Source organism: Qaidamihabitans albus, assembly GCF_016464705.1.
Lineage (GTDB): Bacteria > Actinomycetota > Actinomycetes > Mycobacteriales > Pseudonocardiaceae > Qaidamihabitans > Qaidamihabitans albus.
In genome coordinates this window covers 37,284-62,326 of record NZ_JAEHOB010000021.1, presented here as the reverse complement: position 1 = coordinate 62,326, position 25,043 = coordinate 37,284, and the positions used below count along the sequence as shown (strand labels likewise).

Genomic DNA, 25,043 nt, shown 5'->3' with positions numbered 1-25,043 from the left:
CGATGCCACATCGGGGGACGTGTGCCTACGGTGTGTACGAGCCTGCAGTCTCGGGTAAGGAGTGATGATGATCGAAGCCGACCGTGACGTCTGCATCGGCGCGGGGATGTGTGCCGTCACCGCGCCCGAGGTGTTCGACCAGAGTGACGACGGTCTGGTGGTGCTGCGGACCGACTCGCCGCCGCCGGAGGTGGCGGACGCCGTCGAGGAGGCGGTCGAGCTGTGCCCATCGGGCGCCCTCAGCCTGCGCGGTAGGTGAGCAGGTAGCGCCAGAACGGCAGCCTGTACAACCGCCGGCCGGGCCGACTCGCCCCGCACCTCGGCGGATGGACGGTACCGCACCCGATCGGGTGGCTCTGCCGCCCACGTAGACTCGCCGGAGCAGGAAACGCGAGTTGGGAGTGCGTGTGCCGCAAGGTGAGCCGTCCGACGACGAGGAGTTCCCGCCGGAGCTCACGACCGGGGAGAACTTCATCGCCGGCCCGTTGCCGGACGACCCGGAGAACGAGCCCGGCGAGCAGGTCGACGAGGCCGCGATCGAGGAGCGGGCTCGCTACGAACTGCGCGTGGTCGAGGCCGAGCTCAACCAGCGCTGGCCGGAGACCAAGATCGCGCCGACGCTCACGCGCATCTCCGCACTGCTGAACCTCCTCGGCGACCCGCAGAAGACCTATCCGGTCGTGCACATCGCCGGCACCAACGGCAAGAGCTCCACCGCGCGGATGGTCGACTCCCTGCTGACCCGGCTCGGCCTGCGGGTCGGCCGCTACACGAGCCCGCACCTGCAGCTCGTCACCGAGCGGATCAGCATCGACGGCGGCCCCATCTCGGCGGAGAAGTACGTCGACACCTACCGCGACGTCGCGCCGTTCGTGTCCATGGTGGACGGAGCGGCCGGGCCCGGCGACCCGGCGATGAGCAAGTTCGAGGTGCTCACCGGCATGGCCTTCGCCGCGTTCGCCGACGCACCGGTGGAGGTGGCCGTGGTGGAGACCGGGCTCGGCGGCACCTGGGACGCCACCAACGTCGCCGACGCGCAGGTCGCCGCGATCACCCCGATCGGGATCGACCACGTCGAGTACCTCGGCGGTGACCGCGCCGGTATCGCCGCGGAGAAGGCCGGGATCATCAAGCCGGGCAGCGTGGCGGTGCTGGCCGAGCAGGAGCCCGACGCCGAGCGTGTGCTGCTCGAACGCGCCGTGGAGGTGGACGCGACGGTGGCGCGGGCAGGCAGCGAGTTCGCCGTGCTCGACCGGGAGATCGCGGTCGGCGGCCAGATGCTGCGCCTGCAGGGGCTCGGTGGCGTCTACGACGAGGTCTTCCTGCCGCTGCACGGCGCCCACCAGGCCGCGAACGCCGCGCTCGCGCTGGCCACCGTCGAGGCGTTCTTCGGCGCGGGCAAGGACAAGCAGCTCGTCATCGAGGCGGTTCGCGAGGCGTTCGCCGATGTGGTGACCCCGGGCAGGCTCGAACCCGTCCGGGCCGCGCCCACGGTGCTGCTGGACGCCGCGCACAACCCGCACGGTGCCGCCGCCCTCGCCGCGACGATCTCCGAGGAGTTCGCCTTCCGCAGGCTCGCGGCCGTGGTCGGCGTGCTGGGGGAGAAGGACGCCAGGGGAATTCTCGAGGCGCTCGAACCGGTCGTGTCGGAGATCGTCGTCACCCGCAACAGCTCCGAGCGCGCGATGCCGGTGGCCGAGCTCGCCGACCTGGCCAGGTCGGTCTTCGGGGAGGAGCGGGTCTCGGCCGAGCCGTCCCTCGACGCGGCGATCGAGACGGCGGTCGGCCTCGTCGAACGGACCGACGACCCGGAGGAGCCGCTCGCCGGTGGCGGCGTGCTCGTGACCGGTTCCGTGGTCACCGCCGGGGATGCGCGCACCCTGCTCGGCAAGGAGCCGGCATGAGCGAGCACCCGGAACCGGCCGGGGCCCCGCCCGGCCCGGCGAAGGACCCGATGAAGTCCTTCCGCGGGGTGCAGGCAGGCACGCTGGTGATCGAGGCCATCGTGGTCGCCCTCGCGCTGCCGGTGGTGGCGCAGCTGGGCAGCGGTATCACCAGCGCACAGGGCTGGACGCTGATCGGGATCGCCGTCGCGTTCGTGCTGTGCTGCGGGCTGCTGCGCAGGCCGTGGACGATCTGGCTGGTGCTCGGCCTGCACGCGGGCCTGCTCGCCTTCGTGGTGGCGCTGCCTGCCGTGGCGGTGATCGGCGTGGTGTTCCTGGCGGTCTGGCTGTGGCTGATGTGGCTGCGCAGGCAGGTCGCCATCCGGATGGCCGAGGGCAGGCTGCCGGGCCAGCAGCAGGGCACTCCGTAACTTCACCGCCGCGCAAGTCCGCGTTCGCCGGTTCGCCGCCGCGGCCGGATACAAGTGGCGCATGACCGAACAGACTGGGATTCCCCGCCGATCCGCGCTCAGAGTGGGCCTGCTCGGCACCGGAGTGCTCGCCTCGGGCGTGCTCGGCGCCGGGCAGGCCGCCGCGCTGCTCCGCACCGGCAGGCCGACGCTGACGCACGGGGTGCAGTCCGGCGACGTCGGAGCGCGCTCGGCGATCGTGTGGACGCGCGCGGACAAGCCGTCGCGGATGATCGTGGAGGTCTCCCGCGATCCCTCGTTCCGGCGTGCGCGCCGCCTGCGTGGCCCGTTCCTCACCCCGGACACCGGCGGCACCGGGAAGCTGCGCGTCCCCGCGCTGCCGCCGGGCACCGAGCTGCACTACCGGGTGACGGCCGAGGCGCTCGACGGGCGTAGCGCGAGCGCGCCGCTGACCGGCCGGTTGCGCACGGCGCCGGTGGGCAGGCAGGACGTCCGGCTGGTGTGGTCCGGCGACGTGGCTGGCCAGGGCTGGGGGATCAACCCCGAGATCGGCGGGATGACGGCGTACGCCGCGATGGCCGGACGCGCGCCGGACCTGTTCCTGCATAACGGTGACACCGTGTACGCGGACGGGCCGCTGCGCGAGACCGTGGAGCTGCCGGACGGCCGCACGTGGCGCAACCTCGTCACCCCGGAGAAGGCGAAGGTCGCCGAGACCCTCGACGATTACCGCGGGCAGTTCGCCTACAACCTGCTCGACGAGAACGTGCGCGCCTTCGCGGCCGCCGTGCCGAGCTACGTGCAGTGGGACGACCACGAGGTCGTGAACAACTGGTATCCGGGCGAGATCCTCGACCTGCCGCAGTACACGGAGAAGCGCGTCGACGTGCTCGCCGCACGGGCGTTGCGGGCGTTCCACGAATGGCACCCGGTCGACACACGGGCCGCGGTGGACGGCCGCGTCTACCGGAGTTTCGGCTACGGCAGGCACGTCGAGGTTTTCGTGCTCGACATGCGCAGCTACAAGGACGCCAACGACGCCGACCGCACCGGTCACGGCTCCGTGCTCGGCCGGCGCCAGGCGAGCTGGCTGGTGCGGGAGCTCGCCCGCAGCACGGCGACCTGGAAGATCATCCAGGCCGACCTGCCGGTCGGGCTCGTCGTGCCGGACGGGCAGCACATCGAGGGCGTGGCCAACGGCCTGCCCGGAGCGCCCGGCGGCCGGGAGAGCGAGCTGGTGTGGGTGCTGCGGGAGCTCGCGCGTCGGCGAGTGCGCAACGTGGTGTGGCTGACCGCGGACGTGCACTACACGGCGGCGCACCACTACTCGCCCGAGCGGGCCGCGATCGCCGACTTCGACCCGTTCTGGGAGTTCGTGTCCGGGCCGCTCAACGCGGGCGCGTTCGGGCCGAACGCCCTCGACCCGACGTTCGGCCCCAGGGTGGAGTTCACGCATGCCCCGCCCGCCGCGAACACCTCGCCGATGGACGGCTATCAGCACTTCGGCGAGCTCAACGTCGATGGCGCGAGCGGCGAGCTCACCGTGGACCTGCGGGACGGCACTGGTGCGTCGCTGTGGGCGACCACCCTGCGGCCACGGCACCGGTGACCCGGCGGTTAGAGTGCGCGGCATCGATCGCAGTCAATGAAGGAGAAACACCCCGTGAGTGAGCGCACGCTGGTTCTGATCAAGCCCGATGGCGTCAGGCGTGGCCTCGTCGGTGAGGTCATCTCGCGCATCGAGCGCAAGGGGCTCGGCCTCGTCGCGATGGACCTGCGCCACGTCGAGCGCTCGGTGGCCGAGGAGCACTACGCCGAGCACAAGGAGAAGCCGTTCTTCGGCGAGCTGCTGGAGTTCATCACGTCGGGTCCGGTCGTGGCGATGGTCGTCGAGGGTCCGCGTGCGGTCCCGGCCTTCCGCCAGATCGCCGGCGGCACCGACCCGGTGGAGAAGGCCACGCCGGGCTCGCTGCGCGGTGACTTCGCGCTGGAGACGCAGTTCAACCTGGTGCACGGCTCCGACTCGGCCGAGTCGGCCGAGCGCGAGCTGAAGCTCTGGTTCCCCGAGCTCTGATCGCCCGTCCTTGATCCCAGGCAGGCGCGGCGTCGTGCCTGGTCACCTCTCGTGAGTGCGCACGCGAGTGAGAACTCGGTTCCTCACTCACCACCGGTGAAGGCCACCAGCGCCGCTGGTGGCCTTCACCGCGCCGCCCGTCACCGCTATGGTCGAGACCTGTTGGCAGACGGATCTCACCTGGGGGCTGAGGCGAGTGAATCGTTTTCGCGGCGGCAGGCGTGGCATCGCGGTACTCGGGGCGGCGGTGCTCGCGGCGGGTTTGCTCACGAACGGGCAGGCGGGCGCGTCCGGAGTGCTCGGCACCAACGGTGCGCCGGTGCCGGAACTGCAATGGGGGCCGTGCCCGGCGGGCACGCCGGAACGATACGAGTGTGCCGAGGCCGAGGTACCACTGTCCTACCGCAGCCCGCGCGGACCGGCCATCACGCTCGCGGTGGGCCGGCTGCCCGCGGCGGATCAGGCGAACAAGCTCGGCACGATCTTCTACAACCCGGGTGGCCCGGGCGGTTCCGGCCGCATCCCGCCCGAGCTCACCCCGGGGTTGCACGAGAGGTTCGACATCGTCGGCTTCGATCCGCGCGGTGTCGCGGCCAGCACGCCGCTGCGCTGTTTCGAGTCCTCGGAGCAGGCCGAGTTGCTCGGCGGTCCGTTCCCGGTCACCCTCGCCGAGCAGCGGCAGCGCATCCGGGACACCGCCAGGGCCAGTGCGCTGTGCGCCCGGAACGCGGGCCCGCTGCTCGATCACATGTCCACGGCGAACGTCGCCCGCGACATGGATCTGCTGCGCCAGGCAGTCGGCGAGGAGCGGACGTCGTACTACGGCATCTCCTACGGCAGTCACCTCGGCAGCGTCTATGCCAACATCTTCCCCGAGCGCGTGGGTTCGCTGGTGATCGACGCGGTGCTCGATCCCGTCGAGTGGACCACCGGGTACCGGCCCGGCGAGCGTTTCCACCCGTTCTCCTACCGGCTCGGCAGCTTCGAGGGCAGCCGCCGCGCGCTGGAGGCGTTCTTCGCCGCCTGTGCGGCGGAGGTGAGTTGTGCGTTCCGGGAGCCTGGTGCGGACCTGGCGGCCAAGTTCGACACGCTGCTGGACCGGCTCCGGAAGGAGCCCGCGACGATCACCCTGCCCGGCGGGGAAGGGGAGACCGAGGTCACCTACCAGCAGTTCATCGGCTTCACGCTCGGCGCCCTCTACGGCGCCGAGTCCTCGCCGGTGCTGGCCGAGTTCCTGCAGGCGGTCGACGACGCGACCGACCCGGCCGTGCGCCTGCAGAGCCCGCCGGTCGCCGCGCTGCCACCCGCCGCGCCGTCACCGGGCTTCCAGCAGGATGTCTACGTCGGGCCGGAGCAGGGCATCGGCGTCTTCTGCGCCGACAGCGACAATCCGGGCAACCCGTGGGCCTGGGGCCACTTCGCCCGCAAGGCCGATCGGAAGGCGCGCGGTTTTGGCTCACAGTGGACGTGGCTCTCGCTGCCGTGTGCGACGTGGCCCGGTGCCGACCGCGATCGCTACACGGGCCCGTGGAACCGGCGGACGCCGAACCCGGTGCTGGTCATCGGCAACGGCCAGGGCGACCCCGCGACACCGTACGAGGACGCCGTGCGCACGTCGCGGTTGCTCGGTGACGCGCGGCTGCTCACCCTCGACTCCTTCGGCCACGGCGCGCGCGGGGAGAGTGCCTGCATCGACGCCGCCCTCGACGCCTACTTCGTCGAGGGCGACCTCCCGCCCGAGGGCACCGTGTGCGAGCCGGACCGCGGCCCGTTCGACGCCCCCGCCCCCACCTCGTGAGTGCGCACACGAGTTAGAACGCCGGTAGCCACTCACGACGCTGTTACGCGCTGACGAGGCCGAGGCCCAGCTCGTCCAGGATGCGGGCCACGGCCCGGGTCTCGGCCTCGTCGAGCGGCAGCAGCGGCGGGTTCGTCGCCGGGCAGTCGATGATGCCGCGCAGCGCCAGCGCCGCCTTGAACGCGCCGAGCGCGCCCGCGGTGAACCCGATCCGGCCGCGGTCGGCGATCGCGGTGATGCCGAACAGCCGCGCGAGCCGTTCCTGCTCCGCCCTGGCGGCCCGCACGTCGCCGTCGCGCGCCGCCCGGTACAGCCGCACGTAGCCATGCGGGTCCACATTGGCCAGTCCTGGCACGAGCCCGGCCGCCCCGAGCTCGACGGCGGTGTCGGCGAGCAGTTCCGAACCGCTCAGGACGGGGAAACCCGCGCCCGTGCGGCGCAGCACCTCGCGGAAGGCCGCCAGATCGCCACTCGAGTCCTTCAGCGCGACGGCGAGGTTCGCCTCCGCCAGCTCGGCGACGACGTCCGGCGTCAGCCGGGCCCCGACCGCGCTCGGGATGTCGTAGGCGACCACCGGCACGTCCAGGGCCGCCTGGACGTGCCGGAAGTGCTCGACTATCTCCTCCGGGTGTGGCTGGACGTAGAACGGCGCGGTGACGACGACCGCGTCCACGCCGAGCTCCGCCGCCTGCCTGGCGTGCTCGATCACCCGCCGTGTCCCGGTGTCGACCGCGCCCGCGAGCACCGGCACGGCACCGGCGACCGTGCCGAGCGCGACCTCGGTCACGGCCCGCCGCTGCGCGGTGTCGAGCAGCGCGATCTCGCCGGTCGAGCCGCCGAGGAACACGCCGTCCACGCCCGCGTCGAGCTGGAACGCCACCAGCCGTTCGAGTGACTGGCGGTCCACCTCCCCCCGGCCGTCGAGCGGGGTGGTGAGCGGCGGGACGACGCCGTGCGGTGAGAGCCCGGTCTCAGCGGCCACTGGTGATCTTCCCCTCTCCGGTGAGGAACGCGGGTGCGTCGGAGTCGCTGCCCAGGGCACGGCCGATCCGTGCGGGCACCCCGAACCCGATGATCAGTGCGACGACGACGGTGAGCGAGCCGGCCAGGATCGCGAGCGCGGTGCCGAGGCTGCCGATCTCCTCCGCGATCGCCGCCCCGGCCAGCGGTGCGACCGCACCGCCGAGCGCGCCGACGTTGTAGGAGAACCCGAGCCCCGCGGCGCGGAGCCGGGTGGGGAAGTGGTCGCCGATGTATTTCGGCAGCAGCCCGGAGATGCCCTGGCTGGTGAACTGCATCGCGAAGAGCAGGACCCAGAGCAGCACGACATTGTTCGCGTCGCCCGCGGGCAGCGCGAACACCGGGAACACGAACGCGAGCGACACGAAAAGCCCGAGGACGTAGGTACGCCGGGTGCCGAGTTTGTCGCCGAGCACACCGGCGAGGCAGGACCCGGCGGCGTAGCCGAGACCGGCCCAGGTGAGCGCGGTGGACACCTGCCCGGTGTCGTAGCCGAGGTCGCTCTTGAGGTAGGTCGGCAGCAGCGACTGGATCGGCCACGAGTACAGGAACGCGCAGAACACCGTGATCATAATCGCGAGCATCACCGGCCACAGCCGCCCGGCAAGCTGGACGGCGAAGGCCAGCAGGCAGACCACGGCGAGCGCGATGAGCAGCGGCGTCGCCCCGCCGGCCGTCCTGGTGAAGATGAACCCCAGAGCGGCCGAGAGCACGACGGCGAGGGCGGCGTTGGGCAGCCTGCGCCGTGCCGAGAACAACACGGACGACGTCGTCACGTCGGTGCGCCCGCCGACCTCGGCCTGCCATTCGGCGGCCTCCGGAAGCGCGCGGCGCAGGTACAGCGTGAGCGCGATCGGGACGATCCCGGCGTAGAAGAGCCAGCGCCAGCCGCCCAGCGGCACGATCACCTCGTAGGCGAGCGCGGCGAGCACCGTGCCGATCGGGTAGGCGGAGAGCAGGAACCCGGTGGCGCGGTTGCGCATGGACTTCGGCCAGGACTCCATCACGTAGGTGGCGCTGGAGCCGTACTCGCCTGCCATGCCGATGCCGACGATGGCCCTGAAGACGAACAGCGACCAGTAGCCCCAGGCGAACCCGCACAGCGCGCTGCCGAGGGAGAAGGCGAGGATCGCCAGGATCATCGCCGGTTTCCGGCCGAATCGGTCGCCGATCGCGCCGAGCACCAGGCCGCCCAGCCAGCGCGAGACGAACGCGGCGGAGACCAGCGTCGCGGCCTTCGTCAGGCTGAGGTCGAAGTCGTCGGCGATCTCGGTGAGGACGAGGGTGATCAGGATGAAGTCGAAGCCGTCGAGCAGGTAGCCCAGCCACGCGGCGAAGAACGCCTTACGCTGCGGCCGGGAGAGCTGGCGGAACGACCGGGGGATGCCGGGCGGCGGCGCTGCCATGGCCTGGACCTCCGTTACGTCAGGACATAGGATGTCCTATGTCGCCCGGTAAAGTAGACGGAAAGGCGGCGCGATGCAAGCGCTCGATCCGGGGCCCCGTGCCTGAACCTCTAGACTCGGCGCTCGTGGAGACCTCGGCGAGCCGCCGGCCGACCGGCGCCCGCGCCAACCAGCGCGCACTGCAGGAGTCGATCAAGCGACTGATCGTCGACCGCGGGCTGGCGCCTGGCTCGCCGCTGCCCACGGAGTCCGAGCTGATGCAGGAGCTCGAGGTGAGCAGGCATCCGCTGCGGGAGGCGATGAAGGCTCTCGAGGCCGTCGGCATCGTCGACATCCGGCACGGCTACGGAACCTACGTCGGCTCGGTCCCGCTCTCGGCGCTGGAGAGCGGGCTGGCGTTCCGCAGCGCCCTCTCCGTACGTGGCGACTACGCCGACATCCGCCACCTGCTCGAGGTCCGCGAGGTGCTGGAGACCGGGCTGGTCGGGCGCGTGCTCGAGGCATACGACCGGCTGGACTTCGGCACGCTCGAGGAGGCCGTGGCGGAGATGGAGGGCGCGGCCGAGCAGGGCCGCTACGCGCCGGCGCAGGACTGGCGGTTCCACGAGACGCTGTACCTGCCGCTGGGCAACGCCCTCGTGCTCGATCTGCTCCAGGTCTTCTGGAAGGTGTTCAACGCCCTCGACGCCCAGCTCCCGAGGGCGGACGACACGCCGGTGGAGACGGCCCGCTCGCACCGCGCGATCCTGGAGGCGTTGCGGGCGCGGGACGAGCCCGCCCTCCGCGCGGCGGTCAGCGAGCACTTCCGCGGCATCCGGGCCCGCGTCACCGCGGGGGCCGGAACGGCAGGCTGAGCGCGGCGACGCCCGCCGTCACCAGGAACGCCGCAGGCAGACCGTGGCCGTCGGCGAACGCGCCGAGCAGCGCGGGCCCCGCGATCGCGCCCAGCCCGAGCGCGAACAGCGTCACGCTGAAGCCGGTCGTCGGCCGCGCGGGAAAGACCTGGTGGCTCCAAACGGCCAGCAGCCCCGAGATCGCCATGAAGCTCGACCCGTACAGCACCGCGGACACGACGACCGTGGTGAGCGCGCCCGGAGCCGTGCCGAGCAGGGCGATCGCGGCGGCGAACGCGGCCAGCAGTACCGCGTGGGCGCGCCGGAGACCCAACCGCGCGAGCAGGCCGCCGGTGAGCACGCCCGCTGTGCCGGCCAGCCCGGTGAGCGTCCAGAACAGCGGCGCCGTGGCGGAGCCGGAGCGCGCCGCACGCGAGATCGCATCCACCGCGAAGAACCAGTAGACGGCGCCGGAAAGTCCATAGAGGAATGCGGTCAGGTAGAGCGGGACGGCGGCGCGGCGTGCGAACGAGCGCGCCGGGAAACCGCTGCCTGGCACGGTTCCGGACGGCAGGACGCGCGCGTTGCCGAGCAGCACGGCGAGGCCGATCACGGCGAACGCCACCCAGGCGAACCGCCACCCGCCGTCGCGGGTCAGGAGTGCCAGCGGTCCGGCGATGGCGACGGCGAAGGCCGTTCCCGCGGGAATCCGCGCGAGCACTCGCTCGCGAGGTCCCGGTGCGAGCATCAGGTCGGCCGCATCGGAATAGGGTGCCCAGGCGAAGCCGGAGCTCGCTCCGGCCAGAACCAGCCCGGCCACCAGCATCTCCGGTGCCACGGCGCAGGCCACGAGTGCCGTCCCGACGGTGGCCGAGAGGCCCGCCGCGATGATCAGCCGCCGGGGGCCCGCTCTTGGGGCGAGCAGACCCACCGCGACCAGCGCGGCGAGGTAGCCCGCGTAGGTGCCGCTGGAGAGCACGCCGAGCTGGGTGACGGACAGGCCGAACTCGGTCCGGAACTCGGGCAGGAACAGGCCCGAGCCGTAACGAGCGAATCCGAAGGCGACACCGATGGCGGGCGTCCCGGCCAGGCCGAGCCTCCAGGTCCCGGACAGCCGTGGTGGCAGAGTGGACGTCATGCGCTGATCATCGTCCGCGGTCGATCAAGGGACCAGTGGCGTCAAGGCCAGTCTTCGCTAAGATCACGCCATGCCCCGCCGCCGCACCGTCTCCGTGCTTGCCTACGACGGCATGTCGGCTTTCGAGACCGGCATCGCGACCGAGGTATTCGGTCTGGCCTGGCCGGACATCGGCGTGGAGTGGTACGACCTGGTGATCTGCGCCGAGCATCGTGGGCCCGTGCCGATGCTCGGCGGGGCGACCCTGCGGACTCCGCACGGTCTCGACGAGTTCGCCGCGGCGGACACCGTGCTGGTGCCGAGCGTCGCCGACGTGGCCGCCGACCCTTCGCCCGGTGTCGTGGCCGCGTTGCGCAGGGCGCACCGGCGGGGCGCCCGGATCGTCTCCATCTGCACCGGCGCGTTCGCGCTGGCGGCGGCCGGCCTGCTGGACGGACGCCGGGCGACGACCCACTGGCGCTACGCCGACGGCCTCCGGCGCCGGTACCCGCGGGTCGAGGTCGACCCGAACCCGCTCTACGTCGAGGACGGCGGCGTGTTCACCAGCGCGGGCTGCGCGGCAGGCCTCGACCTGTGCCTGCATCTGGTGCGCGAGGACCTCGGCGCGACGGTGGCCAACTCGGTCGCACGGCGGATGGTCGTCCCGCCGCACCGGGACGGCGGGCAGGCACAGTACATCGAGACACCCGTGGCACGCGATCCCGAGGACGACCGTGTCGCGGACAGCATGCGGTGGGCCGCCGGGCACCTCACCGAGCGCATCACTGTCGCGAAGCTCGCTGCGCGGGCCCGCATGTCACCCCGCAGCTACCTGCGGCACTTCACCAGGGCGACCGGGACGAGCCCCATCCGCTGGCTCGTCATGCAACGTGTACAGGCGAGCCTGCCGCTCCTGGAGACGACCGACTCGTCCATCGAGCAGGTCGCGCACGCCGTCGGATTCGACACCGCCGTGAACTTCCGGCACCACTTCACGCGAGCCATGCGCACCTCGCCGTCGGCGTACCGCAGGACCTTCGAGCATCGCCGCACGTAGGGCAGGCGGAGAGCGGAAAAGCGATCGATTCTGTCGGTGGGGCATGGCAGTGTTCGTGGCGTGGTGGACGAGAGCCCGATGGTGGAGGCCAAGGCGCTGGTGAAGCGCTTCGGCGACTTCGAGGCCGTCCGGGGCGTCGATGTCCACGTCCGGCGAGGGGAGGCATTCGGCTTTCTCGGCCCGAACGGCGCGGGCAAGTCGTCGACGATGCGGATGATCGCCGCGGTCTCGCCCCGTTCGGACGGCGAGCTGAAGGTGCTCGGCATGGACCCGGACCGGGACGGCCCGCGGATCAGGGCGCGGCTCGGCGTGGTGCCGCAGCAGGACAACCTCGACAGCGAGCTGACCGTCCGGCAGAACCTGCAGGTCTACGGCCGCTACTTCGGACTCTCGCGTGCCCACGTGCGCCGCAAGGCGGCGGAGCTGATGGGCTTCGCCCAGCTCGGCGAGCGGGCTGAGGACGAGGTGGAGCCGTTGTCGGGCGGCATGAAGCGGCGGCTGACGATCGCGCGCTCGCTGGTCAACGACCCGGAGCTGCTGCTGCTCGACGAGCCGACCACCGGGCTCGATCCGCAGGCCCGCCACCTGCTGTGGGACCGGCTGTTCCGGCTGAAGTCCGAGGGCGTCACGCTCATCGTCACCACGCACTACATGGACGAGGCCGAGCAACTGTGCGACCGGCTCGTCGTGATGGACGGCGGCCGGATCGCCGCGGAGGGCTCGCCCAGCGAGCTGATCGCCCGGTTCTCCACGCGCGAGGTGCTGGAACTGCGGTTCCCGCCCGGCGAGCAGGATGCCGTGGTGGCTGTGGCAGGCGGTCTCGCGCAACGCATGGAGGTGCTGCCCGACCGGCTCCTGCTCTACACCGACTCCGGGGAGTCGGCGCTGGAACGCGCGTACGCCAGGGGGGTGCGGCCGCTGTCGAGCCTCGTGCGGCGCAGCACGCTCGAAGACGTCTTCCTTCGGCTGACCGGCAGGAGCCTCGTCGAATGACGGCGCCCGCCCCCGGCCGGGTCCTCGGATCCTGGCGCGCGGCCTGGCTGCGCGTCGAAGGGCACTGGATCTGGTACCGGCGATACTGGACGTCCACTTTGTACTCAACCGGGCTGCAGCCGCTGCTGTTCCTGGTGGCGATGGGCATCGGTTTCGGCTCTCAGGTGGAGCCCGGCGCGGCCACCGGCGGTCTGTCCTATCTGCACTACGTGGCACCCGCGCTACTGGTGGCGAGCGCGGTGCAGAACGCGGTGGGGGAGTCGAGTTTCCCTGTGCTGTCCGGTTTCAAGTGGCAGAAGGACTACGTGGCCGTCACCGCCACGCCGGTCACGGCGGGCCAGCTGCTCGGGGGGCAGCTCATCTGGGTCGGGCTGCGGCTGTCGCTGGCCGGTGCCGTGTACGTGCTGATCGCGTTCGCGTTCGGTGCCTGGCAGGGTGCCGGCGCGTTGCTGGTGCTGCCCGTCGCGGTCGCCACCGGGCTCGCGTGCGCGGCGCCGATGATGGCGATCGCCGCGACGACCTACGACGAGGGAGCGCGGTTCGTCTCCCTGTTCCGGTTCGTGGTCATGCCGATGACGCTGTTCGCAGGCACGTTCTTCCCGGTCACACAGATCCCGGGCGCGTTGCGGTGGCTGGCCTGGGTGTCGCCGCTGTGGCACGGCAACGAGCTCGCCCGCGGGGTGGCCCTCGGCGGCCTGGAACCGCTGCCGGCGATGGGACATGCCGCCTACCTCGCCGCCGTCTTCGCGGCGGGCGGGCTGGCGGCACGCCACTACTTCTACCGCAGGCTGGTGATCTAGCTGTGCCCGTGACCGAGGGAACCCGCCCACGGGGGCTGCTGCTGCGCATCCTGCCGCCCGGGCTCTACGCGGGCAGGGCGAGCGCGATCATCGAGCGGTCGATGCTGTCCTACTCGCGGGGCTGGCTCGTCTTCGTGTCCGGTGTGCTCGAACCGCTCTTCTACCTCGTGGCGTTCCAGATCGGCTTCGGCAGGCTCGTCACCGAGGTCGCCGGGCCGGGTGGGCAGCCGATGCCCTACGTGGCGTTCGTCGCTCCGGCACTGCTGGCCGCCTCGGCGATGAACGGCGCCGTCTTCGACTCGACCTTCGGCGTGTTCTTCAAGTTCAAGTACGCCAAGACCTATGACGCGATGCTGGCGACGCCCATCGGCCCGCTCGACGTCGCGATCGGCGAGATCGGCTGGGCTGTGCTGCGCGGCGGCCTCTACGCCGTCGCCTTCTTCGGTGTGATGAACGTCATGGGACTGGTCACCTCGCCGTGGGCGCTGCTGCTGGTCCCGGTCGCGCTGCTGGTGGCCTTCGCGTTCGCCGCGATCGGAATGGCCTGTGCGACGTTCATCCGCTCACCGACGCAGTTCGAGTTCGTCCAGCTCGCCGTCGTGCCGATGTTCCTGTTCTCCACGACGTTCTTCCCGCTGTCGGTGTTCCCGGGGCCGCTGCAGGTGGTCATCCAGTTCCTGCCGCTTTACCACGGGGTGGAGCTGATGCGCGGCCTTTCGGTGGGCGTGCTCGACCCGACGATGGCCGGGCACGTGGCCTACCTCGCGGCGCTGGCGGCGTTCGGTGTGTTCGCGACGTCCCGCCGGCTCGCCGGGCTGCTGCTGAGATGAGTCACCGCGCGCCGCGGTCCTCCGCAGGCGTGCCACCGACGGCGGCGAGCGCGTCCACCAGGCCGTGCCCGTAGAACCCGTTGTAGGCGGTGTATCCGGCGCAGTACGCGTCCTGCGCGCCGTCGCCGCCGAGGTCGTAGTCGGTCGGGCACGGAATCGGATCGGCCTGCTCGCCGAGCGCCGCGCGCAACTGCCGTGGCGAGTAGGACGGTTGCGTGGAGGCGAGCAGCGCGGCCACCCCGCTCACGTGCGGCGCCGCCATCGACGTGCCGCACACCGAGTCGTAGCCGCCCGGCACCGTGGACAGCACGCAGTCACCTCCCGCGCCACCGGGAGCTGTGACATCCACCACGCCGAGCCCGTAAGAGCTGTAGCCCGCCTTCGTCCGGCCGCTGTCGACGGCGGAGACGGCGACCGCCTCCTCCAGTCCCGCGGGCAGTGCCTCACACGTGCCCTCACCCCGGTCGGCCGCCGCCGAGCCGCCGCTGCGCGGTGACGGGGTCAGGTTCACCGCATCGTTGGTGGCGGCGGCGACGTTCAGCGTGCCGGCGGAGTCGGCGTGCTCCACCGCCCGGGCGATCGCCTCGTGCACCACCCGTTCGCCGTCGGCCGGCGCGCACCACAGTGCCCGGGGATCGACGAAGAAACTGCTGTTGGCGACGGTCACGTCGTGCCGTGCGGCCCACATCAGCCCGCACACCGCCGCCACCGGATCGACGAAGCCGTGCTCGTCGATCACCTTCACGGAAGCGAGCCGGACGCCCGGCGCGACCCCGGTGACACCCCTGCCGTCGTCCGCGGCGGCGATCACGCCCGCGACGTGCGTGCCGTGCTGCGAGGTGGTGGGTGCCCACGCGCGGGCCGAGGTGTCCGGTGCCCCACTCAGGCAGCCGGCGGAGCGGTCCGGGTCCACCGCGCCCGCGAGATCCGGGTGTCCGGCGTCGATGCCCGAGTCCAGCACCCCGACCACGACGTCCGCGCTGCCCGGCTCGACCGCCCTGGCGGCGTCGGCGTTGATCGCCCGCATGTTCCACTGCTCGGCGGTGCGGTCCGCGGCAGGCACCGCCGTGCCGGAGGCCAGGTCCCGTGCCGCGGGCGGGCCGCCGGGTGCCGCTGCGCCGGCCCGTTGCGCACGGCGCCGCTCGGCCTGTGCGCTGAACGCCCGGCCGGGCCCCAGCCGCTCGGCGAACGCCGGGTCCCGCGCGGTGGCGACGCCGACCGCGATCTCCGGGTAGTAGCTGGTGGTGCGGCCGCAGGCGGCCCCGAGCTCGGCGCTCGCGGCGCTCGCCGGGGTGCCGCGCTCGAACAACACGACGTAGGCGGCCGGCTGCCCGGAGTCGGCACACCGGGCGTCGCGCTGCCCGGCCGACGCACCGTGGGGGCCGCCCAGCTGACCGGCGACCACGAGCACGACGCAGGCGGCTACCACGCTCCCACGCCTCAGCACAGGACCTCCGTCGACCATGGACCCCGTTCGGTGCACTCCCACCCTGAGCGCACGGTAGCCAGCGCGTCGGGGCCCGACAAGCGCTGCGCAAAAGTTCCCCCGGCCGGTACCGCGTGTCGTCTGTTCGCGTGCACGTCGGGGGCACGACCGGGGCCCTCCCGGCACCGAGGACGCCGGGCGGCGGCCGTCGTGTGGGATACTCGGTGTTGGCCGTTGGCCGTCCGCACCACGGAAGGGGTGGTGGGTGGCGGCGTGGCGGCCCGGTGAGGTGCTGGCAGAGCTCCAGGTCGTCGCCGCCGTGCGCATCCAGTGCCACGCGGCTCGACGACGTGGGAGGCGGCGAAGAGCCACGAGCTCGGTCAGCGCGTCGTCGCGGGACCTGCCACTGGCGGACCGCCGGGACATCCGGCTCCGTCGTGGCGCGAGAGGCAAGGATTCCCGTCGTCGGAGACCACGACGACGGAACAAACAGGAAAGGCCCCTGTGCGGCCGCGTCCTGCAAGCCGTTTCCGGTGCCGAGGCAGCTGCCTCGGTCGGGGATGAGCCGGTAGGCGCGCCCGGGGGCGGAGGAGACACATGTCAAACGCGGAGACACCCGCCGAGAACGCAGGCGGGACTACCGCCACATCCACGGCAGGCGCACTGGCCGACCTGCCCAGCCGGATCAGGGTGCATGCCCTCGCGAAGCTACTCGGTTCGAGTAGCCGGGAGGTGCTCGCGAAGCTGTCCGAGCTGGGCGAGACGGCGCGCAGTGCGCAGTCGAGCGTGCCGAAGGATGTGGCACTCCGGGTGGCCGGAGCACTGGGCACCCTGGACGAGGCCGTCACGGAGGCCGCGCAGGCGGCTCCCGAGGTCACCCCGGCCGAGGCCGGCCCCGCCGCCGAGCCACCGGCGGCCGAGGCGACGGCACCTGCCACGGCGCCTGTCGAGCCGCCCGCGCCGCCCCGGCCCGTGCACACCCCGGTCTTCGCGGCGCCGTCCCCGGTGTTCCTGCCGCCGGAACCCGCCGCCGCTGACGTCGAAGCGGCCGGGAAACCCGAGTCCGCGAAGGCTGAGCCGGCGAAGTCGGCGAAGGCAGCGAAGTCTTCCGAGTCGTCGGGGGAGTCCGCGCAGGCCGGAGGCGAGCAGGCGCAGGACGAGGGCGAGAGCGACACGGACGAGTCCGAAGCCGGGCGCAGGCGCCGGCGGCGTGGCCGCCGTGGCCGTGGTCGCGGCAAGGGCGGTGAGGACTCCGAAGACCAGCAGCAGGAACAGCAGGAACAGTCCACCGCGGCCCCCGCGCGCCCGGCCGCCGAGGAAGGCAAGGACGAGCAGGCAAAGAAGGGCGGCGAGGGCGCCGAGGCGGAGGAGTCCGAGTCCGACAGCGCCAGCAAGCGCAGGCGCCGCCGCCGGCGTCGCAAGGGCGGCGACGACGAGTCGCCCGACGGTTCGACGCCGGACGACCCGCCGAACACGGTCGTGCACGTGCGCGACGCGAAGGCCGAGGGCGGCAAGGAGAGCGCCAAGAACGAGGCCAGGGACGGAGTCCGCAGCGTGCGTGGCTCGACCCGGCTGGAGGCGAAGCGGCAGCGCCGCCGGGACGGCAGGGAGGCGGGCCGCAGGCGCGCGCCGATCCTGTCCGAGTCGGAGTTCCTCGCCCGGCGCGAGTCCGTCGAGCGCACCATGGTCGTGGCCGAGCGGGGCGACTCCACCCAGATCGGCGTGCTGGAGGACGGGGTGCTCGTCGAGCATTTCGTGACCTCCTCCGGCAGCGGCTCGATCGTCGGCAACGTCTACCTCGGCCGGGTGCAGAACGTGCTGCCCTCGATGGAGGCGGCCTTCATCGACATCGGCCGGGGCCGCAACGCCGTGCTCTACGCGGGCGAGGTCGACTGGGACGCCGCCGGCCTCGAGGGCAAGGCCCGCAAGATCGAGCAGGCACTCTCCACCGGTGACAGCGTGTTGGTGCAGGTCACCAAGGACCCCGTGGGGCACAAGGGCGCCCGGCTCACCACGCAGATCTCGCTGCCCGGCCGCTTCCTCGTGTACGTGCCCGCAGGCGGTGCCACCGGCATCTCCCGCAAGCTGCCGGAGAACGAGCGGCGCAGGCTGAAGGACATCCTCAAGCGGATCGTGCCCGAGGACGCGGGCGTCATCATCCGGACCGCTTCGGAGGGCATCAGCGAGGAGGAGCTCGGCCGGGACGTCCGCAGGCTCAAGGCCCAGTGGGACGTCATCAAGGAGAAGGCCGAGTCCACCGGCAAGGGCAAGAAGAACGGTGCCCCGGTGATGCTCTACGAGGAGCCGGACCTGCTGGTCAAGGTCGTGCGCGACCTGTTCACCGAGGACTTCGTCAAGCTCGAGGTCCAGGGTGACACGGCGTGGGAGACGATCAGCTCCTACGTCGAGCACGTCGCCCCCGACCTGGTCGACCGGGTCAAGCGGTACACCGGGTCGGGCAACGTCTTCGCCGACCACCGCATCGACGAGCAGATCACCAAGGCGCTGGACCGCAAGGTCTGGCTGCCCTCCGGCGGCTACCTGGTGATCGACCGCACCGAGGCGATGACCGTCATCGACGTCAACACCGGCAAGTTCACCGGCTCCGGCGGGAACCTCGAGGAGACCGTCACCAGGAACAACCTTGAGTCGGCCGAGGAGATCGTCCGCCAGCTCCGGCTGCGCGACATCGGCGGCATCATCGTGATCGACTTCATCGACATGGTGCTCGAGTCCAACCGTGAGCTGGTGCTGCGCAGGCTCACCGAATGCCTCGGCCGCGACCGCACCCGGCACCAGGTCGCCGAGGTGACGTCGCTGGGCCTGGTGCAGATGACCCGCAAGCGGGTCGGCACCGGCCTGCTCGAGGCGTACTCCTCCACGTGTGAGCACTGCAAGGGCCGTGGTGTCCTGATCTCCACCGAGCCGCAGCGCGGTAACGGAGGGGGTAACGGTGGCGGCAGCGGAGGTGGCGGGAACGGTTCCCGGCGCTCGCGCGGCCGCGGCAAGAACGAGGAGCCGCAGCAGGAGAGCGCGCGCACCGAGCCGGTCACGCCCGCCCCGACGCCCGAGCAGCGCGAGTCCGTCGTCACGGCCGTGCAGGCGATGGCCAACGCGTCGAAGGCCGCGTCGTCGAAGCCAGGGGACGCGCAGGACGAGGAGCCCCAGCCGGAGCAACCCGCCGCCGCGGAGCGGCCCGAACCGGCCGCGCGCTCGCGGCGGAGCAGGGGCGAGCGGAAGTCCGCGCGGGCGGTGAACGGTCATGCGGCCACCGGCGAACCCGCCGCCGAGCCCGCGGATGCGGCCCGGACAGCGGAGCAGCCAGAGCAGCCAGAACAGCCAGAGCAGGCACAGCCTGCCGCCGAGGCGCCCGAGCAGGACACGGGGGCCGCGAAGCCTGATGCGGCCGAGGCCCCGGCGGGTCCTGAGACTCCTGCGACTGCTGAGACTCCTGCGACTGCTGAGGCTCCTGAAGTCCCTGAGAGGTCTGCCGCCTCAGGAGTTCCCGAGGCCACGGAGGCACCTGCCGAGGCCGACGTGCCCGCGCCGGCGGTGCGGACGGCAAGGCGCCGCCCGCGCCGCGCGGCCTCACGGCCGGCCGGCCCGCCGGTCCATGCACAGGAGAACAGCTGATGACCTTGCCCCGCGACCCCCGGTTCGACCCTCGTTCCGGGTGCCACGTAACCTGTAAGGCGGCCCGCGCACTGGAGCGGGCCACATTGCGCGATCGCTGGACCGCGAGAAGCGGGCCGGCCGCGTGAGCCCCCACCCACTGTCGAGTAAGCAGGAGTCTTCCGTGTCGGCGTACGCGATCGTCAAGACCGGCGGCAAGCAGTACAAGGTGGCCGTCGGCGACGTCGTCGAGGTCGAGAAGCTCGAGGGCGAGCCGGGCACCGAGCACACCTTCCCCGCGTTGCTGCTCGTCGATGGCGGCGAGGTCACGACGGACGCCGGCACGCTGGCGAAGGTCTCGGTCATCGGCAAGGTCGTCGAGCAGACCAAGGGCCCCAAGATCCGCATCCACAAGTTCAAGAACAAGACCGGCTACCACAAGCGGCAGGGACATCGGCAGCAGCTGACCCGTGTCGAGGTCACCGGAATCAACAAGTAAGGCTGTTGCTTTTCAAAGGAGAGTGACCAGCGATGGCACACAAGAAGGGCGCCTCCAGCTCCCGCAACGGCCGTGACTCCAACCCTCAGTACCTGGGTGTCAAGCGGTTCGGCGGTCAGGTCGTGAGCGCGGGCGAGATCCTGGTTCGGCAGCGCGGCACCAAGTTCCACCCCGGCGTGAACGTCGGCCGTGGCGGCGACGACACCCTGTTCGCGCTCGCCGGCGGCTCGGTCGAGTTCGGCAGCAAGCGCGGCCGCAAGACGGTCAACATCGTGCCGGCCGAGGCCTGAGCGGGCCCGGTCACACGCTAGACCCCGAACGAGGGACGGGTTCCGGAACATCTCCGGCCCCGTCCCTCGTTTGTGCGTTACGGAAGATTTTTTCAGTTCTGGCGGAGAGGCGAGACATGGCATCCCGGTTCGTCGATCGCACGGTGATCCATGTGACCGCCGGCAACGGTGGGAACGGCTGCGCCTCAGTGCATCGTGAGAAGTTCAAGCCGCTCGGCGGACCCGACGGCGGCAACGGCGGCCACGGCGGCGACGTCCTGCTCGTCGTGGACCCGGGTGTACACACCCTGCTGGACTTCCACTTCCGCCCGCACGCCCGCGCCGGCAACGGCAAACAGGGCCAGGGCGGCAACCGCAGCGGTGCCGCCGGGGAGACGCTGGAGCTGCGGGTGCCAGACGGCACGGTCGTGCTCGGCCAGGACGGCGAGGTGCTCGCCGACCTGGTCGGCGCGGGCACCACTTTCGTCGCGGCCAAGGGCGGCCGCGGCGGGCTCGGCAACGCCGCGCTCGCCTCGCGCGCCCGCAAGGCCCCCGGCTTCGCGCTGCTCGGCGAGGAGGGCGAGACCCGTGACCTCGTGCTCGAACTGCGCTCCGTCGCGGACGTCGGGCTGGTCGGCTTCCCCTCGGCGGGCAAATCCTCGCTCATCTCCGTGCTGTCGGCGGCGCGGCCCAAGATCGCCGACTATCCCTTCACCACCCTCGCGCCCAACCTCGGCGTGGTCACCGCGGGCGAGACCGTGTTCACGGTGGCCGACGTACCCGGGCTGATCCCCGGCGCGAGCGAGGGCAAGGGACTCGGCCTTGACTTCCTGCGGCACATCGAGCGTTGTGCGGTGCTCGTGCACGTCGTCGACTGCGCGACCTACGAGTCCGGTCGCGACCCGCTGTCGGATGTGGACGCGCTGGAAAGTGAGCTCGCCCGCTACACGCCGGCGCTCGGCGGCGAGCTCGACGAGCGCCCCCGCGTGGTGGTGCTGAACAAGCTAGACGTGCCGGAGGCCGCCGAGCTCGCCGAGCTGGTGCGCCCCGAATTCGAGCAGCGCGGCCTGCCCGTCTTCGAGGTGTCCACGGTGTCGCGGCATGGCCTGCGGGAGCTGGGCTTCGCGCTGGCCGACGTGGTGAACCGCTACCGCGCGGAGCAGCCCGCCCCGACTCCGGCAAAGATCGTGCTGCGGCCGGAACCGGTCGACGACAGCGGGTTCACCGTCGAGCCGGACCCGGCGGAGCCCGGCGGCTTCATCGTGCGCGGCCCGCGGCCCGAACGCTGGGTGCGCCAGACCAACTTCGGCAACGACGAGGCGGTCGGCTACCTCGGCGACCGGCTCAACCGGCTCGGGGTGGAGGAGGAGCTGGCCCGCCAGGGCGCCGAGCCGGGCAGCCCGGTGACCATCGGCGACGTCACGTTCGAATGGGAGCCGTCGACACCCGCCGGCGTGGCCATGCAGATGACCGGCCGCGGCACCGATGCACGGCTCGAAGAGCACGGCAGGGTGAGCGCCGCCGAGCGCAAGGAGGCGCGCCGGATCCGCCGCGAGGGCAGCGGTTCCGACAAGGGCAGCGGTTCCGACAAGGGCAGCGCTTCCGAGACCGGAGAGGACGCCGGTGACTGACGTCCGCCAGGCGATCTCCGCGGCGCGGAGGCTGGTCGTCAAGGTCGGCTCCTCGGCGCTGACGACCGCGGGTGACGGGCTCGATATGTCCAGGCTCGACGCGCTGGTGGACGCGATCGCCGAACGTGTGTCGCGCGAGGCGCAGATCGTGCTCGTGTCCTCCGGCGCCATCGGGGCCGGACTGGCGCCGTTGTCTCTCGGCACGCGGCCACGGGACCTCGCGACGCAGCAGGCCGCCGCCAGCGTCGGCCAGCTCGCGCTGGCGCACGCCTACGCGGAGTCGTTCGGGCGGTACTCGCTCACCGTCGGCCAGGTACTGCTCACCTCGGACGACGTCGTGCGGCGGGCGCACTACCGCAACGCGGAGCGGACCTTCTCGCGGTTGCTCGCGCTCGGCGCCGTGCCGGTGGTCAACGAGAACGACACCGTGGCCACCGAGGAGATCCGCTTCGGCGACAACGACCGGCTGGCCGCCCTCGTCGCACATCTCATCGGCGCCGAAGCGCTCGTGCTGCTGTCCGATGTGGACGCACTGTACGACGGGGATCCCCGGGACGGCTCGACGCGCCGGATCGCCGAGATCGGCGACGAGTCCGATCTGTACGGCCTCGCGGTCGGCATGTCGAGCTCAGGGCTCGGCACGGGCGGCATGGTGTCGAAGGTCGCCGCGGCGCGCACCGCGGCGGCGGCGGGCATACCGGTGCTCATCGCGGCCGCGGCCGAGGCGCGGCACGCGCTGGCGGACGCCCGGGTGGGCACGGCGTTCCGGCCGGCCGGCGCGCGCCTGTCCGCCCGCCGGTTCTGGCTCGGTTACGCCGCGGGCTCCACCGGCCGGCTGCACCTCGACGACGGCGCCGTGACCGCGGTGGTGCGGCGCAGGCGGTCGCTCCTCGCGGCCGGGATCACGGGCGTGGACGGCGACTTCCAGGCGGGCGACGTGGTGGACCTTGTCGACCCCGCGCAAAGCGTGGTGGCGCGCGGTGTCGTCGCCTTCGATGTGGCCGAGCTGCCGGATCTCATCGGCCGCTCCAGCCACGAGCTGCCCGAGGAACAGCGCCGCGAGGTCGTGCACGCCGACGACCTGGTGCCGCTGCGCCGGTGATCCCGGCGTGTCCGCGCCCCGCGCGCAGGTGTCCGCACTCTGCGCGCGCGTGTCCGCGCTCCGCGCGCCATTGTCCGCGTTCCGCGCACGGGGTATCGGCGCTTCGCCGCCTACGAAGTCGTGGCCAGCGCGAACGGGAGCACCGCGGGTGCACCAGCCTCTCGCAGCAGGCGCGCGGCCAGTGTCATCGTCCAGCCGGTGTCCACCAGGTCGTCGACGAGCAGCACCGGGCCGTCCAGTGTCGCCGCCGCCTCCCGGAGCGCATCGGGCAGGCTCAGCCTGCGCCAGAGGTCGGCGAGCCGCTGCGCGCTGTTGGCCCGCCTGGGCGGCGGTCCGTGCGCCTCGACCATGCCGAGGGTGGTGAGCCTGCCGATCCCCGCGAGACGCCGGGTGAGGTCCGCCACGAGCTCCGGCCTCGTGTGCGAACCGATCCCCGCCACGGCGACCGGCCGTGCCGTCCAGTCCCACGACGCGAGCACCGCCACGCAGGCGTCGAACACGGGATCGGGCACCGGGCCATCGGCGGCGCTGGTTCCGACGAGCTCTCGTAGCCGGGTGCCCCAGCCGACATCGGTGAGCCTGCCCACCGCACGGCCCGGCTCCGCCTGCTCGCCCTTGCCGATCCTGCCGGACAGCGGCACGTCGAGTGACGCCATCCCGGTGGGCCACTGGCGGCGGGGCGGGAACTCGACGCCGGGCCTGCTCAGCCGCGCGCCGGTGGCCTCGGTGGCGTCCGCCGAGACGTCGGTGCTCCAGTGCTGTCCCGTGCAGTTGTCGCAGCGTCCGCACGGCGCGGCATGCGGGTCGTCGAGCTGCCGGCGCAGGAACTCCATCCGGCAGCCGGTGGTCTCCAGGTAGTCGAGCATCGCCCGCTGCTCGGCGGCACGGGCCTGCCGGACCCGTTCGTAGCGCTCCCGGTCGTAGTGCCAGTCCTGGCCGGTGGCCTCCCAGCCGCCGCGGACGCGGCGTACCGCGCCGTCGACGTCCAGCACCTTGAGCACCATCTCCAGCCGCGACCGGGACAGCTCGACGGTCGGTTCGATCGCCGCGGTGGACAGCGGGCGGTCGGCGTAGGTGAGGGTGTTGAGCACCTGCGTCACTCGTGTCTCGTCGGGGAAGGCCAGCGAGCCGAAGTAGTTCCAGATCTCGATGTCCTCCTGGCCGGGCAGCAGCACGACCTCGGCGCGCCGGACCCCACGCCCGGCGCGGCCCACCTGCTGGTAGTAGGCGATGGGCGAGGACGGGGCGCCGACGTGCACCACGAACCCGAGGTCCGGTTTGTCGAAGCCCATGCCCAGCGCCGACGTGGCGACCAGCGCCTTCACCCGGTTGGCGAGGAGGTCGTCCTCCGCTGCGTGCCGATCCGCCGGGTCGGTCTTGCCGGTGTAGGCGGCGACCGCGTAACCGCGCTCGGTCAGCAGCGCGGCGATGTCGTGCGCGGCCGCCACCGTGAGCGTGTAGATGATGCCCGAGCCGGGCAGTTCGGCCAGCTTCTCGGCGAGCCATGCCAGCCGTGCGGCCGCGGTCGGCAGCTTCGTGACCGCGAGCCGCAGGCTCTCGCGGTCGAGCGGGCCGCGCAGGACCAGTGTGTCGGAGCCGTCGCCGATGCCGAGCTGGTCGGCGACATCGGTGGCCACCCGGTCGTTGGCGGTCGCCGTGGTGGCCAGCACCGGCACCCCGGCGGGCAGGTCGCCGAGCAGCGTGCGCAACCTGCGGTAGTCGGGGCGGAAGTCGTGGCCCCAGTCCGAGATGCAGTGCGCCTCGTCCACCACGAGAAGGCCGGCCGAGGCCGTGAGCTTCGGCAGGACCGCATCGCGGAAGTCGGGGTTGTTCAGTCGTTCGGGGCTGACCAGGAGCACGTCGACCTCACCGCCGGTGATCCTGGCCTGCACGTCGTCCCATTCCTGGGGATTGGCGGAGTTCATCGTGGCGGCGTGGATGCCCGCGTGCCCGGCGGCCGCGATCTGGTTGCGCATCAATGCCAGCAGCGGCGAGACGATCACGGTCGGACCGGCGCCCTGCTCCCGGAGCAGGGCGGTCGCGAGGAAGTACACGGCCGACTTGCCCCAGCCGGTGCGCTGTACCACCAGCGCGCGGCGCCGGTGGGCGACGAGGGCCTCGATGGCGGTCCACTGGTCGTCGCGCAGTACCGCGTCATCGCCCGCCAGCGCGCGCAGCAGGGTCTCGGCTCGGCCGCGAAGGGATTCGGTGTCCACGGGAACAGCTCTACCGCATCGGGGCGACGATGTCGGCCCGGGGCGG

The 25,043-nt window shown here is 72.1% G+C and carries 21 protein-coding genes; 16 read left to right on the top strand and 5 right to left on the bottom strand.

The window, feature by feature from the left end:
- Positions 1-67 precede the first annotated feature (67 nt).
- The 6 genes from JAP66_RS28615 to JAP66_RS28590 all read left to right on the top strand — a co-directional run bounded on the left by JAP66_RS28615 (position 68) and on the right by JAP66_RS28590 (position 6,186).
- Complete coding sequence (locus JAP66_RS28615; RefSeq protein ID WP_372449019.1) at positions 68-259, top strand: ferredoxin; 192 nt, start codon at positions 68-70, stop codon at positions 257-259.
- Between the two features lie 148 nt (positions 260-407).
- Positions 408-1,904, top strand: a complete 1,497-nt coding sequence (folC, locus tag JAP66_RS28610) for a bifunctional tetrahydrofolate synthase/dihydrofolate synthase (protein ID WP_307849760.1) — start codon at positions 408-410, stop codon at positions 1,902-1,904.
- Positions 1,901-2,314 carry a DUF4233 domain-containing protein gene (locus tag JAP66_RS28605; RefSeq protein WP_199434969.1) on the top strand — a complete coding sequence of 138 codons (414 nt, stop codon included), beginning with the start codon at positions 1,901-1,903 and terminating at the stop codon, positions 2,312-2,314. The genes folC and JAP66_RS28605 overlap by 4 nt, the downstream gene beginning before the upstream one ends.
- Positions 2,315-2,375: 61 nt before the next feature.
- Positions 2,376-3,923 (top strand): alkaline phosphatase D family protein, encoded by a 1,548-nt coding sequence (locus JAP66_RS28600; RefSeq protein ID WP_199434968.1) that lies wholly within the window; start codon positions 2,376-2,378, stop codon positions 3,921-3,923.
- 54 nt (positions 3,924-3,977) lie between these two features.
- Positions 3,978-4,388, top strand: a complete 411-nt coding sequence (gene ndk, locus JAP66_RS28595; protein WP_199434967.1) for a nucleoside-diphosphate kinase — start codon at positions 3,978-3,980, stop codon at positions 4,386-4,388.
- A 196-nt stretch (positions 4,389-4,584) separates the two neighbouring features.
- Positions 4,585-6,186: an alpha/beta hydrolase gene (locus JAP66_RS28590; RefSeq protein ID WP_307849759.1), complete on the top strand. Its 1,602-nt coding sequence runs from the start codon at positions 4,585-4,587 to the stop codon at positions 6,184-6,186.
- Between the two features lie 43 nt (positions 6,187-6,229).
- Here JAP66_RS28590 and JAP66_RS28585 read toward each other — a convergent pair whose 3' ends face one another.
- Positions 6,230-7,168 carry a dihydrodipicolinate synthase family protein gene (locus tag JAP66_RS28585; protein WP_199434965.1) on the bottom strand — a complete coding sequence of 313 codons (939 nt, stop codon included), beginning with the start codon at positions 7,166-7,168 and terminating at the stop codon, positions 6,230-6,232.
- Positions 7,158-8,612 (bottom strand): MFS transporter, encoded by a 1,455-nt coding sequence (locus tag JAP66_RS28580; protein WP_199434964.1) that lies wholly within the window; start codon positions 8,610-8,612, stop codon positions 7,158-7,160. The genes JAP66_RS28585 and JAP66_RS28580 overlap by 11 nt, the downstream gene beginning before the upstream one ends.
- 98 nt (positions 8,613-8,710) lie before the next feature.
- Between JAP66_RS28580 and JAP66_RS28575 the strand changes: the two genes are divergently transcribed.
- On the top strand, positions 8,711-9,466 hold the full coding sequence (locus JAP66_RS28575; RefSeq protein ID WP_199434963.1) for a FadR/GntR family transcriptional regulator: 756 nt from the start codon (positions 8,711-8,713) through the stop codon (positions 9,464-9,466).
- Here the strand turns inward: JAP66_RS28575 and JAP66_RS28570 are convergent.
- Complete coding sequence (locus tag JAP66_RS28570; RefSeq protein ID WP_199434962.1) at positions 9,438-10,583, bottom strand: YbfB/YjiJ family MFS transporter; 1,146 nt, start codon at positions 10,581-10,583, stop codon at positions 9,438-9,440. The two genes, JAP66_RS28575 and JAP66_RS28570, sit on opposite strands and share 29 nt — an antisense overlap.
- A gap of 70 nt (positions 10,584-10,653) precedes the next feature.
- Between JAP66_RS28570 and JAP66_RS28565 the strand changes: the two genes are divergently transcribed.
- From JAP66_RS28565 to JAP66_RS28550, 4 genes are all read left to right on the top strand, one after another.
- Complete coding sequence (locus JAP66_RS28565; RefSeq protein WP_199434961.1) at positions 10,654-11,619, top strand: helix-turn-helix domain-containing protein; 966 nt, start codon at positions 10,654-10,656, stop codon at positions 11,617-11,619.
- Positions 11,620-11,697: 78 nt separating this feature from the next.
- Positions 11,698-12,612 (top strand): ABC transporter ATP-binding protein, encoded by a 915-nt coding sequence (locus tag JAP66_RS28560; RefSeq protein ID WP_199434994.1) that lies wholly within the window; start codon positions 11,698-11,700, stop codon positions 12,610-12,612.
- Complete coding sequence (locus JAP66_RS28555) at positions 12,609-13,412, top strand: ABC transporter permease (RefSeq protein ID WP_199434960.1); 804 nt, start codon at positions 12,609-12,611, stop codon at positions 13,410-13,412. The genes JAP66_RS28560 and JAP66_RS28555 overlap by 4 nt, the downstream gene beginning before the upstream one ends.
- Positions 13,413-13,414: 2 nt before the next feature.
- On the top strand, positions 13,415-14,242 hold the full coding sequence (locus JAP66_RS28550; RefSeq protein WP_199434959.1) for an ABC transporter permease: 828 nt from the start codon (positions 13,415-13,417) through the stop codon (positions 14,240-14,242).
- Position 14,243: 1 nt separating this feature from the next.
- Here JAP66_RS28550 and JAP66_RS28545 read toward each other — a convergent pair whose 3' ends face one another.
- Complete coding sequence (locus JAP66_RS28545) at positions 14,244-15,707, bottom strand: S8 family serine peptidase (RefSeq protein WP_199434958.1); 1,464 nt, start codon at positions 15,705-15,707, stop codon at positions 14,244-14,246.
- Positions 15,708-16,265: 558 nt separating this feature from the next.
- Here JAP66_RS28545 and JAP66_RS28540 point away from each other — a divergent pair.
- The 5 genes from JAP66_RS28540 (at position 16,266) to proB (ending at position 22,781) form a co-directional block, all read left to right on the top strand.
- Complete coding sequence (locus tag JAP66_RS28540; RefSeq protein WP_199434957.1) at positions 16,266-19,301, top strand: Rne/Rng family ribonuclease; 3,036 nt, start codon at positions 16,266-16,268, stop codon at positions 19,299-19,301.
- A gap of 163 nt (positions 19,302-19,464) precedes the next feature.
- Entirely contained in the window at positions 19,465-19,779 is a 315-nt protein-coding gene (gene rplU, locus JAP66_RS28535; protein ID WP_199434956.1) for a 50S ribosomal protein L21, read from the top strand.
- Between the two features lie 32 nt (positions 19,780-19,811).
- Positions 19,812-20,069: a 50S ribosomal protein L27 gene (gene rpmA / locus JAP66_RS28530; RefSeq protein ID WP_199434955.1), complete on the top strand. Its 258-nt coding sequence runs from the start codon at positions 19,812-19,814 to the stop codon at positions 20,067-20,069.
- Between the two features lie 116 nt (positions 20,070-20,185).
- Positions 20,186-21,679, top strand: coding sequence for a GTPase ObgE (gene obgE / locus JAP66_RS28525; protein ID WP_199434954.1), 1,494 nt, complete (start codon positions 20,186-20,188; stop codon positions 21,677-21,679).
- Positions 21,672-22,781, top strand: coding sequence for a glutamate 5-kinase (gene proB, locus JAP66_RS28520; protein WP_199434953.1), 1,110 nt, complete (start codon positions 21,672-21,674; stop codon positions 22,779-22,781). The genes obgE and proB overlap by 8 nt, the downstream gene beginning before the upstream one ends.
- 110 nt (positions 22,782-22,891) lie before the next feature.
- Here proB and JAP66_RS28515 read toward each other — a convergent pair whose 3' ends face one another.
- The gene (locus tag JAP66_RS28515) at positions 22,892-24,997 is read right to left on the bottom strand and encodes a RecQ family ATP-dependent DNA helicase (RefSeq protein ID WP_199434952.1); all 2,106 of its coding nucleotides are present in this window, start codon (positions 24,995-24,997) and stop codon (positions 22,892-22,894) included.
- Between the last annotated feature and the right edge of the window lie 46 nt (positions 24,998-25,043).

What these genes read in the sequence shown, in the direction of transcription:
- JAP66_RS28615 (WP_372449019.1), top strand. Translation starts at nt 68, where the DNA reads ATGATCGAAGCCGACCGTGACGTCTGCATCGGCGCGGGGATGTGTGCC.
- JAP66_RS28605 (WP_199434969.1), top strand. Translation starts at nt 1,901, where the DNA reads ATGAGCGAGCACCCGGAACCGGCCGGGGCCCCGCCCGGCCCGGCGAAG.
- JAP66_RS28600 (WP_199434968.1), top strand. Translation starts at nt 2,376, where the DNA reads ATGACCGAACAGACTGGGATTCCCCGCCGATCCGCGCTCAGAGTGGGC.
- JAP66_RS28580 (WP_199434964.1), bottom strand. Translation starts at nt 8,612, where the DNA reads ATGGCAGCGCCGCCGCCCGGCATCCCCCGGTCGTTCCGCCAGCTCTCC.
- JAP66_RS28570 (WP_199434962.1), bottom strand. Translation starts at nt 10,583, where the DNA reads ATGACGTCCACTCTGCCACCACGGCTGTCCGGGACCTGGAGGCTCGGC.
- JAP66_RS28565 (WP_199434961.1), top strand. Translation starts at nt 10,654, where the DNA reads ATGCCCCGCCGCCGCACCGTCTCCGTGCTTGCCTACGACGGCATGTCG.
- JAP66_RS28560 (WP_199434994.1), top strand. Translation starts at nt 11,698, where the DNA reads ATGGTGGAGGCCAAGGCGCTGGTGAAGCGCTTCGGCGACTTCGAGGCC.
- JAP66_RS28555 (WP_199434960.1), top strand. Translation starts at nt 12,609, where the DNA reads ATGACGGCGCCCGCCCCCGGCCGGGTCCTCGGATCCTGGCGCGCGGCC.
- JAP66_RS28545 (WP_199434958.1), bottom strand. Translation starts at nt 15,707, where the DNA reads ATGGTCGACGGAGGTCCTGTGCTGAGGCGTGGGAGCGTGGTAGCCGCC.
- JAP66_RS28540 (WP_199434957.1), top strand. Translation starts at nt 16,266, where the DNA reads ATGTCAAACGCGGAGACACCCGCCGAGAACGCAGGCGGGACTACCGCC.
- rpmA (WP_199434955.1), top strand. Translation starts at nt 19,812, where the DNA reads ATGGCACACAAGAAGGGCGCCTCCAGCTCCCGCAACGGCCGTGACTCC.
- obgE (WP_199434954.1), top strand. Translation starts at nt 20,186, where the DNA reads ATGGCATCCCGGTTCGTCGATCGCACGGTGATCCATGTGACCGCCGGC.